Consider the following 12,938-nt stretch of genomic DNA (forward strand, 5'->3'; position numbering starts at 1 on the left):
ACTGGTGGACAATCCGAATCCAAATCATAGCTCCAACTTTATACGCAACATCATTGTTGATGACTTGAAGGAAGGCCGCGTAAACGATATCGTTACACGCTTTCCGCCTGAGCCGAACGGCTACTTGCATATCGGACACGCGAAGTCGATATGCTTGAACTTTGAGCTGGCGCGTGAGTTCAAAGGCCGTGCGCATCTGCGCTTCGATGATACGAATCCGCTGAAGGAAGATACTGAATACGTCGAGTCCATTAAAAAAGATGTGGAGTGGCTCGGCTTTAAGTGGGACGGACTCTTTTTCGCGTCTGACTACTTCGAAGAGATGTACAATCGTGCAGTATTGCTGATTAAGAAGGGGCTTGCGTACGTAGACGATCTGTCTGCGGATCAAATTCGCGAGACACGCGGTACGCTCACAGAGCCTGGACAGAACAGCCCGTACCGGGAGCGTTCGGTAGAAGAGAATCTTGATCTGTTCGCTCGTATGCGGGGTGGCGAATTCGGCAACGGCGAGAAGGTGCTTCGTGCCAAGATCGACATGTCGTCACCGAACATTAACTTGCGTGACCCGGTTATTTACCGTATCGCGCACGCTACTCATCACAATACAGGCGATGCATGGTGCATCTACCCGATGTATGCATTCGCACATCCGCTTGAGGATGCAATTGAAGGTGTAACGCACTCGATCTGTACGGTTGAGTTCGAGGATCAACGTCCGTTGTATGACTGGGTCGTCGAGCAAAGCGAGATGGAGAAGACGCCGCATCAGTATGAATTCGGGCGCTTGAACTTGACGAATACCGTGATGAGTAAGCGCAAGCTGAAGCTGCTCGTAGACGAGAATGTTGTAGACGGTTGGGACGATCCGCGCATGCCGACTGTTTCCGGTCTTCGCCGCCGTGGATTTACACCAGAGTCGATCCGTACGTTCTGTCGCGAGATCGGGGTAACGAAGTCGAGCGGTGTTATTGACTTTAAATATTTGGAGCACTTCCTGCGGGAAGACTTGAAGCTGAAGGCGCCACGGACAATGGGCGTATTGAAGCCGCTTAAGGTCATCATTACGAACTATCCGGAAGGACAAGTAGAATGGCTGGATGCGGAAGTAAATCCGGAGAACCCGGAAATGGGCGTTCGTCAGATCCCATTCTCTCGCGAGATTTACATCGAGCAAGATGACTTCATGGAGAATCCGCCGAACAAGTACTTCCGCCTGTTCCCAGGCAATGAAGTGCGCTTGAAGCATGCTTACTTCATCAAATGCAACGACTTCGTGAAGGATGAGAACGGCAATGTAGTAGAGATCCATTGTACGTACGACCCTGAGACGAAGAGCGGAAGCGGGTTTACCGGCCGCAAAGTGAAAGGGACCCTTCACTGGGTGGATGCTACACATGCAGTTCCGGCTGAGTTCCGATTGTACGAGCCGCTCATTCTTGATGAGCAAGAGGAAGAGGACGAGTCCGCGTCCTTCTTGGAGCGCATTAACCCGAACTCCCTCGTGGTGGAGCAAGGCTTCATCGAGCCGAATATGAAGGATGTGGAGCCGCATGACAAGTTCCAATTCTTCCGTCACGGATACTTCAATGTGGATCCGAAAAGCTCAGAACCAGGCAAGCCTGTGTTCAACTTGACGGTATCCTTGAAGAGCTCGTTCGCATTACCGAAGCAGTAAGAAATAACGGGGGGTGACCTTGTGTCCCCTATAGCGCCGCATCTTGACGCGATAGACACCTGCTGCTGTGCGGTATGATCGATAGTGAAACAGTGCATCTAGCAGGCGTGAAGATGAAGGAGGTCTTTCGATGAAAGGCAAAGTCGTATTACTAACATCAGATACAATTGGTGCTGCTGAGAATGGCCTTGGAGCAACGATTCTGGAGACATTCCTGACACTTGTGAAGCAGCAGGAACAGCTTCCAGCCGCAGTGTTCTGCATGAATCGCGGAGTGCTTGCGCTGACTTCTCAATCGCTCGCATCCTTGCAGCTTGCTGAGCTGGAGAAGCTCGGTGTGCCAGTGCTTGCTTGCAAGACATGTGCTGATCATTATGGAATTGCAGACAAGCTGGCAGCAGGACAAATCTCTGGCATGGGTACGTTCGTCGAACTAGCAGCCAGTCATGAAGTGCTGACTATTGGATAGCCGTTAGGCTCAAGTTGCATAGCAACAGCTCAATGATGGAGCTGCCCACAAGACCGGATTCTCTGCGGAGAGTCCGGTCTTTGCTTTTTATGTAAGGGGCAAGGATTCTATCTAGTAATGGAACCAGATGTAAAGACAGGCAGAATGAACATATCAAGAGGTGTGGAATAATAGATTTTCTTCATTCATACGTATAATCACGAGATTACGTAAAGGATGGGGATGAGGATGGCTGTAGGAGCGCGATTTATTAAGGTGGCTGCTTTTTATTTCGTTATCGGCGTACTTGCAGGGCTGATTGCAGGCGCAACGAAGCAATTTCAATATGAGTCGCTTCACGCGCATATCGGCTTGCTGGGATGGGTATCGCTCGCCATCAGCGGACTTGTATACGTGAAGTTCCCGAAGGCGGGGGATAGTTCGCTTGGCAACGTGCATTTCTGGCTGCACAACATCGGACTTCCAATTTTTCTTGTTGGATTAGCATTAGCGGTTAATGAGGTAGCGGCTGCGACGGCCTTGTTGATCGGGGGCGGAGTGATTTCAGTGCTGGCGGCTTTGGTATTTGCCCTTAATGTATGGAGTAATGTGAAATCATAAGCTGCTTGTACGTGAAAGATGATGCGTGAGATGATGTCGGAGTCCTGAGAGGGATGAAGTAGCATCTTCATCATGTATACGGAATGAACAGGAAAGGCAGGAACAGCGCTATGAACTGCACCTCCAATCGCTAGATGGTGTCTAACAATTGGGGTGCAGTTCACTACCGATCCTGCCTTTCTGCCATTTATGCAATCGATTATCCGATCCCTATTCCTATAGACGAACTGCGGTAGATACCGATTCAGCGATAATCTCATCGGCAGTGACTTCGCGTCCTAGCGCACTGGACATATAGATGCCTTGGCTGATCAGCATCGTATTCAGTGCCAGCTCTGCGGTAGGAAGCAGGGGGACGATCCCGTTCAGCGCTGCAACCCAATGACCTTGGGAAGAATCATAAGCCCATTCATTCGGATTAAGAAGGTGTCTGCGACGATTCATCGCTTGGACGTCCACTGTTGCGTTGAGATCCATATCTGACACAGTATGATGGAAGCTGAACGGATGCTGTCCTTGGCTCGTTTGGTATGGCATGCGAAGTCCGCCCTTGGAGCCCACTATGCTGCTTCCTTCGAAGCCATCCAAGTAGATTGCCCACGCTTCGATGATATCGAGCGTTAAGCCTCCCTCGAATTTTACGAGACCGAGGCCGAGCTCTTCAACGTCGAATTTGCTAGTTTCCCGGCGTTCCTGGAGCATCTCCATCTCTTGATAGGTCTGTCCGCTAATCCGCGTTACCTGAGGCATACCAAGCAAGTAAAGCAGCTGAGAGATATGGTATACGCCCATATCGTATAGGGCGCCTCCAGAAGCGATGGATTTCTGTGTGAAGGACGGAGTGCCATAGCCGTCAACATAAGGGCGTCCACGGCGGCGGAAGCCCGTTGAACGAGCGTGGTACAGCTTGCCTAGCTGCCCATCCTCAATTAGCGTCTTTGCGGCCTTCGTCTCTGCGTTATATAAGGTAGCCAGCTGGATATGCAGCATGCGTCCGGTTGCCTTGGCAGCTTCAAGCATGGCTGCACCGTCATAATAAGAACCGGCAATCGGCTTCTCGCAATATACATGCTTGCCTGCCTCCAATGCTGCTATGGTGATTGGCGCATGGAAGTTGTTGTGCAGGCATACATCAACAGCCTCGATATCATCACGCTTCAGCAGCTCGCGGAAGTCCGTATACACATGCGGGACTTGATACTGCTCGGCTACTTTCCGAGCTTCTGCTTCATTCACATCGCACACAGCAACGATTTCTGCACCGCTGACGCGGGCGTATTCATCCAGATGATGCTTGCCGATTTGTCCGACGCCAATGATGGCAATACGTTTTGATTCCATCGTTCTCCCCCTTGGTACTCTGTTCTAAGCAGCTAGGCTGCATCTGCATGCGGGAGCGCTGTTGCGGGGGCGCAGCGTAACAGGAATTACACGGAGCTCTCCCTGTTAGGCGGGCAATGAAGCCAGATGACCCTTCAGCTTCCCGATAGCCTCTTCCATAGCAGTTAGCTGTTCATGTGGCGCATTGTACTCAATTGCCCAATACCCGTCATAACCAGCTTTCTTCAATGATGCCAATCGTTCCTTGGCCTGCGGTGATTCAATCAAGCGATAATCAACATGGGTATGTCGTACCCATGGCGCAGCCTGCAGGTCGCCTTCCGCGGCATAAGCGTCTAATGTGTCCGATGACGTCATGCGAAGTGAGAAGGAATCTCCCGTAGGCTTCCATCGCCCAAGATGAAGTAGAATTCCGTAGTTCGGGTGATTTACTGCTTCAGATATGCGAACCAGCGTGTCAGGTTGCAGCGCACAGCCGGTATGATTCTCAGGCCCAACCCAGTACCCTCCCTCAGCAGCGCGCTGTGCGTACTCACGGTATCGCATCGTGATGTATTCAAATGCCTCATCGCTGAGCACATCATCTCCATGGTGAACAGCATCAATACGTACAGACTGTGCCCCCATGATTTCGGCTGCGCGCAGATGGGCAAGTGCATTCTGATGCAGTGCCTCGCGTATTTCTGGATCGGGATCCCAGATGTGGGCTCGATCAACCGCAATATTCACGAGAGCCATCTCACGCTCCATAAGTGCGTCACGAATTCGCTGCAGCATATCATCATCCACAACCTGCCATAGCGGGCGTGTCGTATCTGCAAAAAAGGCGTTCCAGAAATCAATGGACTGCAATTGGTACCGTTTATGGACAGTTGCAATATAAGCGAAAATATCCATCTTGCCCTCAACTCGCAAATTATTGAACGAAAATCCGCCAATAGATAGTTTCATGCTGTTCCTCCTTATGCGAAAGGTGATGAGCTTGCTTTCGTATCTTGGGAATAATGAACTTGAAACTCGGTATTTCATCTGTGAGATGGTATGGGAAGTGAGTTTGATTCGAGAGTAGCAGATTGTGTAAGCGTGGACAATGTGCTAAATTCGCCATAATGACACCGTTTTCATATTAAATGAATACTTGAACGCACTGTATCTTCAGAATACGGACGATTGCACATATTGAGATTGGCAGCGGGAAAATAAAAAGCCCGCAAAAGCTGCGGGCTGAAGAATGTCTCGTAGGATGACTATAGAACGCGCTTGGCACCGACATACGTGCGCTTGGACCATGAAGATGACATGCTGGTCACTACGACTTGGTATGCACTGCCTGAAGAAGCATTCAAGTATTGGTTATTGCCGATATAGACACCAACGTGAGAGATTGTGCTGCCATTGTTCGCGAAGAATACGAGATCGCCAGGTATTGGATTGCTTACGCGATATCCGACATTATACATCTCTCGGGATGTCCTTGGCAGCGATACGCCGTTCTTACGGAATATATATTGAATATATCCCGAGCAGTCGAAGCCGCTAGGTGTTGATCCGCCCCATACATACGGTACGCCGAGGTAACTGCGTCCGGTGTTGATGATGCGAGAAGCTGCGCTTTGTACAGAAGCGGTCGTGACAGACTTCTTTTGCGGAACGCGATCAACGCGAGGAATACTCTTCAAATAATCGGGTGTCCACTCAAAATCCAAATCAAAAGCGTTCATCAAAAAACGAAACGGAATATATGTATTATCTCTGTATGTCCAAGGCTTGCCACCCATGTCAATCGTCTCGCCATTCACATCGGCAGAAGCGCTGTCTGTACGGAAACGGACAGTCGTCGTACCATTCGAGAATTCAATGTTGTTCACACTGGAGTTGACAGCGGACCAAGACAGGGAGTAACCCATTTGCTCCGCGAAGGCGCGGACTGGGACATACATATTTTGATTTTCATCAATAATGGGAATAATATCGGTAAATTGTAAGGCATTACCGTTGACGTGGATCGTGGCTTGCTTAGGCGCGTCGGCAGCAAAAGCCTTCGTACCTAGTGTGCTATCTGCAAACAGCAAGCATCCGATGACTGCGCTTGCTGCAAGAGCAGTCCGTATGGCGGTTTTCACTACATCTCCTCCTCAGCTGTTAAAAATGTAAATTGATTACTAAAAAATCGACAAAACCAGACTAACATAATTTTAAAAAAGCTGGCAATAGTCTGGAAGTATTAAAAATGACAAAACTGTAACTAAACTGTAACCAAAGTGTTAACCCTTATACTGCAAGGGATTTGGGGAATTTGAACTGAATACGAATTATGAAAGAAATAATAATGGAAATGTAAGTAGATGTTATTTCTGTTGCAATTTATTCGAAATTCGACTGAAAACAGGTGCAGCAAACTCAGGCCTGGCGCGGAGAACGCTGTAATAGTGAAATAGAGCAGAGGAGAGGTGACAGTCTTGCAAGTCCATGTAAAGGAAATGAAACCACATGAATGGATCGGTAGTTGCGGCAATAATCAAATCATGATCAGGCAACAGGCAGATTCGTCTGGATCTGCTTCATTAAATAGGCCCTTCGACCTATGGATGATGAGCTTAGCATTCGCGGTTGCGGAATCGATTCGCAGTTATGCAACGGAGAAAGCATGGGATTTACAGTCCCTTCAAGTCGATGCGGTGGATGAAGTGAGTGATCAGGGCAAGCTCCTGTACGTTACATTTCACATAACAGCAGCTGGACTTCAGAAAGAAGAACGCGACGAAGTATTCAGTGCAGTGCGGACGACTTGTACACTGCTAAGACTGGTGAACAAAGAGATTGAAATGTATTTTGCTGATCGGCTTGCGAACGAATGAATGAGCCGCAATAAAACCCAGCACCCTCTATAGGATGCTGGGTTTCTTCATACACCCTCAATTGGAATATATTAATAATTCTAAAAGATATCGTTTGTGTCGTATATATGTAATCATAGAGGTAGGGCGAAGATCCATCTCATGCAACAATAGATTCACACTTTGAGTTATGTTCAATATATTGATTATGATATTATAAAGCTTGAAGACACGCAGCTGAATAGGGTGATTATCCTTCGCTGTGAATGTGAAGTATAGGAAAAAGAAAGCGGTACCGAACCGCTACCGTGCTCGTGTGCCGGCAAGGGATGGAGGTATAGGCCTTGTTGAAACCGTTTCACCAGATGTATCAGAAGCACTTTAAGAAGAAATTATTCAATAAATTAATTGCGATATATTCACTCATTGCAGTTGCTTCCTTAGTGACGGTATCTGTGTTTGCCTATGAGTTCTTTGCGCGCAAGGATGTCAGCAACGCACTCATGGAGCAGCAGCGCACGGTAGATACCATTAACCGATACATTGATCAGAAGAATGATCTAGCCCAGGCGATCGTCCAGCAGGTGTATCAGGATAATCTGCTCATCCAGGATACCGTCTACTTGCTGAATGAGGGATATGAACAATATATCCGCTATCGCTTGGATGCCTACAGCTCGAGCAACATGTTCTATGTGCGCAAGATGCAGGAATTCTTCATGCTCCAGTTCTGGAAGGATCCCGATTTGCAAAATATTAATCTCATCAGCCCTACGAAGCAGTTCGCTTATATGTATACAAGTGATGGAGTGAAGGGCGGGCTCTATGACTGGAGCCAAGATCCGCAGATGAATACGCAGTGGAAGATGAATCGCTATGGTGAACGCGTCTCTTCATATACGAATCAGAGTAAAAAGGAAGAAACTTCAGCCGATATACAAGATATACCGTTACTGCGCCACTCGGATCGCTTGGTCGATATGCTTGACCAAGATGGATCCAAGCGATTAGAGAAGCAGGCTCAGGCTTCTATTCCTACAAAGACCAATGTGATTAAGTCAGAGTCGGAGAAGCTGCCGCTTATCAGCTTCACGAATCGAGTGAGCAGTCCAGAATCTTTGCTGACAGCAGGACACATTACGATTGATTTCAATGCGAACGGAATTGGGCGTCAGATTGGGTATTCCCTTCGAGGTGAGCAATGGATTGTACTGGATCAAAAAGGTGAGATCATCTATCCGTCTTCCCAATCACAGGGGACGTCGACATGGGCCGATGTTGAGGAACTGTCCAAGCTCGAGCGCAATAAGCCGCAGTCGATTCAGGTAGATGGGAAGTCCTCCTATGTAACGGTCTCTCAGACGAATAAGCTGGGGCTGTATGTCGTAGGCGCATTGCCGGAGGCAGCCATTACCGATCATTTGTCTGGACTGAAGAATACGATTGGCATTGTGACGATAATCTGTATATTTGCCGTTCTGATGGTGACCTATTTATCGGTACTCCATTTATCCCGCCGTACGCAGACGATTGTGATGGCGATGAAGAAAGTGCAGGAAGGCAATTTGAACGCAAGGTTGCCCGTTACGCGTGAAGATGAGCTCGGTCTCATCGCGGGTAGTTTCAATCAGATGTGTGAGGATTTGAAGCAGTACATTAATAAGGTGTATAAGTCCGAATTGAAGCAGAAACACGCGGAACTGATAGCGCTGCAGGCGCAAATTAAGCCGCACTTCCTATATAACACGTTAGAGGTTATCCGGATGCGGGCAGTATCCAAGGGCGCTCATGATGTCGGGGAAATGATCTACAGCCTGGCAGCGATGTTCCGTCATATGGTCAAGGACAAGACGATCATTACCGTGAACGAAGAGATTGAGAACTGCCGCCGATACTTGGAGCTGACCCGAATACGATATCGAGACAAGCTGCAATTCACCATTCATATGGATGAGCGGCTTGGCGGCTATAATACGATGAAGCTGTCGGTTCAGCCACTCATCGAGAATTATCTCGTACATGGCATTGTCTTGGATCGGAAGGATAATCATATCCGCATTGAGGTTACGCAGCACCAGGGAGATCTGATCATTCGGGTGAGCGATAATGGCAAGGGGATTGAACCAGAACGGCTGCAGGAGATTCAGAATGATCTGGAGCAGCCGCAAATCCAGGATCACGGTTCGCTTGGTCTGAAGAATGTGCAGGAGCGCCTCCGCATTCTGTATGGGAATGAATATGGATTGACGATAGACAGTACCTTGCATGTAGGTACGACGGCAACCGTTCGGGTGCCGCTGCAATAATAGCGTGGTGAACACTTCTAGTACCACTTCATAATGGAAAGCAGACAAACTTTCGTGTGACTAGGGTTGGGGGGGATATAGATGTACGATGTATTCTTAGTCGATGATGAGCCGTTTATTATTGAAGGATTGCAATCTATATTAGAGTGGAATGATTACGGTCTCCGTATTGTTGGGCAAGCGGAGAATGGAGAGGCCGCCTGGGACATTCTGAAAGATCACCCTGTCGATTTGGTTGTGACTGATATTATGATGCCGAAGATGACAGGCTTGCAGTTGATTGAGAAGGTGAAGCAGGCGCATCCGCATACACGTTTTATTATTTTGAGCGGGTACAATGAATTCGTCTACGTGAAGGAAGGCATTAAGCACGGGGTTGAGAACTACTTGTTGAAGCCAATCAACATTGATGAATTCCGCTCTACGCTGGAGAATACAGTTCAGAAGCTGGATCAATCCCGCATGCATCATATGGTGGAGCTGCACAATCGGGACATCCTGCGCGACAACGTGCTGTTCCGCTGGCTGCGTGACCGCATTCATATGGAGGAGCTGCAGCAGCGTGCGGATCTGTTGGATATTCATTTCGTGCATCCTTATTATATGGTCGTTCTTGTTCGTCCTGAGGTTCGGAAGGACAATGAAATGGACTATATGAAGCAGGATGAAGTTGCTTCTCAGGCGAAGCATCTGTTGGATGAGAAGTTCGGTGGATTTTGCGTGCGCGAGTGGGACGGAGAAACGGCGATTGTTCTTGGCTTATATAATCGTGAGGACAAGCAGGAAGCGATAGAGAAGCTGGTGCAATGGAAGGCAGAGACGGAGCAGAATCTGCAATCGGTGCTGGAAGTCACTGTCGGCAGCGTGCAGGAGGGGTATGCCAAAGCCTCTGTCAGCTTCGATCATGCGAAGCAGGTGCAGCCATACCATCTCGTTCGAGTAGATGACAGTATTATAGATTGTGATGAAATTGAGAGTTATCGATCCTCGCGTCCTTCTTCGGTACAGCCGGAGACGGAACCTTACGTGAAGCTGCTCTATGCACGAAATAAGGAAGGGCTGCGCGAACAGCTTGAAGCAGATTTCGAGCGTTTGTCGGATACGGACGGTGTCACGCCGCGCGATATGCGGAACTTCGCTGTAGAGCTGCTCATCGCATGGAAACAGTCTGTGAAGGGGTCAGCGGTGCTGCAATTGAATGATGAACGCGATTGGTTCGATGACGTGTATCATATTCAGACGCTTGATGCCTTGAAGGATCATGTTCTACAAGTGGCGGCACATGTGATTGAATTGATGAGTGAACCGGAGGACATGAGTCCTGTCGTCAGACAGGTACTCCATGATATCCAAGAACGCTATGCGGAAGAACTGTCGCTTAAGACGCTCAGTCAGGTGTACAATATTAACCCGGTCTATCTGGGACAGTTGTTCCAGAAGGAAGTCCAGTCGACGTTCTCTGATTTTTTGAATAAGACACGGATTAACAAGGCGAAGGAAATGCTGACAGGGACAAATTATCGGATGACGGATATTGCAGCCAAGGTTGGTTACTGGGATAAAAGCTACTTCTACAAGCAGTTCAAAAAGTATGTTGGCATTTCTCCAAAAGAGTATCGAGAGATCCATAGTGCAGCGAATGAATTGGCATAATAACCAGGATTGGAAAGGGCATCCATGGCGAAGTGACGCTGTGTAAGCCCTTTCTTTATTTTGTACACCAAATCTAAAGTTTATTGACTATTGGAAGCGCATCAGTTGAGTTACCCTATAAGTACAACATAGCAACGGGGGATGATGGGATGCAATTCATCAAAAATGCCTTTCGGAGCTTAAACCGCAATCGAATCTTTCTGCTAATGGTTCTTCCGGGAGCCTTGTGGTTTTTGTTCTTCTCCTACCTGCCGATGTTCGGAACTGTGATCGCTTTCAAGGACTATCGTTTCAGCCGAGACGGCTTCCTTGCCAGCTTGCAGCAAAGCGAATGGGTAGGTTTTAAAAATTTTGAATACCTTTTCAAAACGAATGATGCTTATGTCATCACAAGAAACACGATACTATACAACGTAGTTTTCATCGTTATCGGTCTTGTATGTGCCGTAGCAATGGCAATCATCTTGAGCGAAATTGTGAATAAACGGTTGGCAAAATTGTATCAAACCGGGATGTTCCTGCCTCACTTCTTGTCTTGGGTTATCGTCGGTTACTTTACATTCAGCTTCTTGAGTGTAGATAAAGGGGTAATGAACCAATTCCTGGCTTGGATGGGCAAAGACCCTGTATCCTGGTACTCCGATACGACGTATTGGCCTTACATTCTCGTCTTCCTGAATATTTGGAAGGGCGTCGGTTACTCCAGTGTCGTATACTTGGCAGCCATTGTTGGTATCGACAAGACGTATTATGAAGCAGCGATGATTGACGGCGCGAACAAGTGGCAGCAAATTCGCCACATTACGCTTCCAGCGATTACACCGCTCATTACGATTTTAACGCTTCTCGCCGTGGGACGTATCTTCTATGCAGACTTCGGTTTGTTCTATCAAATTCCGCGTGACTCCGGTCCATTGTATGCGGTAACGAACGTAATCGATACCTACGTATATCGCGGTTTGAAGGCGACAGGGGAAATTTCAATGAGTACGGCAGCTGGCTTGTATCAATCATTAGTCGGATTCATTCTTGTCATGACCTCGAACTGGATCGTTCGAAAATTCAACAAAGACAATGCGTTGTTCTAGGCTAGGGGGGAATGACTTTGCGTAAGACTAAACATCGCGACGTTCATGAGTTGTCCAGAGGTACGAACCTTTTGTTCAATATTATTGCTGGTGGATTCGCTCTACTCTGTGTCTATCCGTTCCTTTTCGTTATCGTCATCTCGTTAACGGATGAAGAATCATTGGCACGCAAGGGATACACACTGTTTCCTGAAAAATGGAGCTTCTCGGCTTATGAGTACATTTTCAAAGCTGGGGATCAGTTGCTCAATTCCTACGGTATTACGATATTTATTACGTTAATTGGTACGTTGATTAGCTTGGTGGTTATCAGCTTGTATGCTTATGCGATATCTCGCAAAAACTTCGAGTACCGGGGATTCTTCTCCTTCATCGCATTCTTTACGATGCTGTTCAACGGTGGTCTCGTACCAACGTACATGGTCATTACGCAAGTGTTGGGGTTAAAGGATTCGATCTGGGCGCTTATCTTGCCGCTCATCATGAACGCGTTCTACGTACTCATCATGCGTACGTTCTATAATACGACGGTACCAGACGCGATTATCGAATCTGCTAAAATTGATGGTGCTGGTGAATTGCGGGCATTCATTACGATTGTACTTCCAATCTCATTACCAGGGATCGCCACAATCGGCTTGTTCGCGACACTTGGCTTCTGGAACGACTGGTTCAACGCTTTGCTCTATATCGACAATCCGTCGCTCGTACCATTGCAGTCCATGTTGATGCGTATCGAGAACAGTATGCAGTTCTTGCTGTCGAACGCACAGTTGAACTCTTCCGGTCAATCGCTCGAAATGCTGCGGACATTGCCACAGGAAGCAACTCGGATGGCGCTTGTCGTACTGGCAACATTGCCAATCGCATGTGCGTATCCATTCTTCCAACGCTACTTCGTTCAAGGCTTGACGATTGGTGCGGTAAAAGAATAACTCTTTACCCTATGGTTATTCCCGGATGGCG

Annotated in this window: 11 protein-coding genes; 8 read left to right on the top strand and 3 right to left on the bottom strand. The window is 47.9% G+C overall.

Annotated features, from left to right (window positions below; genetic code table 11):
* Nucleotides 1-4: 4 nt before the first annotated feature.
* The 3 genes from BP95_RS0123360 (at nt 5) to BP95_RS0123370 (ending at nt 2,747) form a co-directional block, all read left to right on the top strand.
* On the top strand, nt 5-1,678 hold the full coding sequence (locus BP95_RS0123360; protein ID WP_021257233.1) for a glutamine--tRNA ligase/YqeY domain fusion protein: 1,674 nt from the start codon (nt 5-7) through the stop codon (nt 1,676-1,678).
* 130 nt (nt 1,679-1,808) lie between these two features.
* Nucleotides 1,809-2,147 (top strand): DsrE family protein, encoded by a 339-nt coding sequence (locus BP95_RS0123365; RefSeq protein WP_021257232.1) that lies wholly within the window; start codon nt 1,809-1,811, stop codon nt 2,145-2,147.
* A gap of 228 nt (nt 2,148-2,375) precedes the next feature.
* On the top strand, nt 2,376-2,747 hold the full coding sequence (locus BP95_RS0123370) for a hypothetical protein (protein WP_028533368.1): 372 nt from the start codon (nt 2,376-2,378) through the stop codon (nt 2,745-2,747).
* Nucleotides 2,748-2,963: 216 nt separating this feature from the next.
* Here the strand turns inward: BP95_RS0123370 and BP95_RS0123375 are convergent, their stop codons facing one another.
* The 3 genes from BP95_RS0123375 to BP95_RS0123385 form a co-directional block, all read right to left on the bottom strand.
* Entirely contained in the window at nt 2,964-4,088 is a 1,125-nt protein-coding gene (locus tag BP95_RS0123375; RefSeq protein ID WP_021257230.1) for a Gfo/Idh/MocA family protein, read from the bottom strand.
* Nucleotides 4,089-4,193: 105 nt separating this feature from the next.
* The gene (locus BP95_RS0123380) at nt 4,194-5,039 is read right to left on the bottom strand and encodes a sugar phosphate isomerase/epimerase family protein (RefSeq protein WP_028533369.1); all 846 of its coding nucleotides are present in this window, start codon (nt 5,037-5,039) and stop codon (nt 4,194-4,196) included.
* A gap of 296 nt (nt 5,040-5,335) precedes the next feature.
* Nucleotides 5,336-6,211, bottom strand: a complete 876-nt coding sequence (locus tag BP95_RS0123385) for a C40 family peptidase (RefSeq protein ID WP_028533370.1) — start codon at nt 6,209-6,211, stop codon at nt 5,336-5,338.
* A gap of 336 nt (nt 6,212-6,547) precedes the next feature.
* Here BP95_RS0123385 and BP95_RS0123390 point away from each other — a divergent pair, with 336 nt between their 5' ends.
* The 5 genes from BP95_RS0123390 (at nt 6,548) to BP95_RS0123410 (ending at nt 12,907) form a co-directional block, all read left to right on the top strand.
* Nucleotides 6,548-6,946, top strand: coding sequence for an OsmC family protein (locus BP95_RS0123390; protein WP_028533371.1), 399 nt, complete (start codon nt 6,548-6,550; stop codon nt 6,944-6,946).
* A gap of 323 nt (nt 6,947-7,269) precedes the next feature.
* Nucleotides 7,270-9,231 carry a sensor histidine kinase gene (locus BP95_RS0123395; protein WP_021257226.1) on the top strand — a complete coding sequence of 654 codons (1,962 nt, stop codon included), beginning with the start codon at nt 7,270-7,272 and terminating at the stop codon, nt 9,229-9,231.
* Nucleotides 9,232-9,312: 81 nt separating this feature from the next.
* Nucleotides 9,313-10,884, top strand: a complete 1,572-nt coding sequence (locus BP95_RS0123400) for a response regulator transcription factor (RefSeq protein ID WP_021257225.1) — start codon at nt 9,313-9,315, stop codon at nt 10,882-10,884.
* A gap of 149 nt (nt 10,885-11,033) precedes the next feature.
* Nucleotides 11,034-11,972: an ABC transporter permease gene (locus BP95_RS0123405; RefSeq protein ID WP_021257224.1), complete on the top strand. Its 939-nt coding sequence runs from the start codon at nt 11,034-11,036 to the stop codon at nt 11,970-11,972.
* Nucleotides 11,973-11,983: 11 nt separating this feature from the next.
* Nucleotides 11,984-12,907 carry a carbohydrate ABC transporter permease gene (locus tag BP95_RS0123410; protein WP_028533372.1) on the top strand — a complete coding sequence of 308 codons (924 nt, stop codon included), beginning with the start codon at nt 11,984-11,986 and terminating at the stop codon, nt 12,905-12,907.
* Nucleotides 12,908-12,938: the final 31 nt, after the last annotated feature.

It is taken from the genome of Paenibacillus sp. UNC217MF, assembly GCF_000686865.1.
Lineage (GTDB): Bacteria > Bacillota > Bacilli > Paenibacillales > Paenibacillaceae > Paenibacillus_B > Paenibacillus_B suaedae.

Bases quoted from the DNA above. Each gene is read 5' to 3' on its own strand.
- BP95_RS0123380 (WP_028533369.1), bottom strand. From the start codon at position 5,039: ATGAAACTATCTATTGGCGGATTTTCGTTCAATAATTTGCGAGTTGAG.
- BP95_RS0123405 (WP_021257224.1), top strand. From the start codon at position 11,034: ATGCAATTCATCAAAAATGCCTTTCGGAGCTTAAACCGCAATCGAATC.
- BP95_RS0123400 (WP_021257225.1), top strand. From the start codon at position 9,313: ATGTACGATGTATTCTTAGTCGATGATGAGCCGTTTATTATTGAAGGA.
- BP95_RS0123365 (WP_021257232.1), top strand. From the start codon at position 1,809: ATGAAAGGCAAAGTCGTATTACTAACATCAGATACAATTGGTGCTGCT.
- BP95_RS0123375 (WP_021257230.1), bottom strand. From the start codon at position 4,088: ATGGAATCAAAACGTATTGCCATCATTGGCGTCGGACAAATCGGCAAG.
- BP95_RS0123370 (WP_028533368.1), top strand. From the start codon at position 2,376: ATGGCTGTAGGAGCGCGATTTATTAAGGTGGCTGCTTTTTATTTCGTT.
- BP95_RS0123410 (WP_028533372.1), top strand. From the start codon at position 11,984: ATGACTTTGCGTAAGACTAAACATCGCGACGTTCATGAGTTGTCCAGA.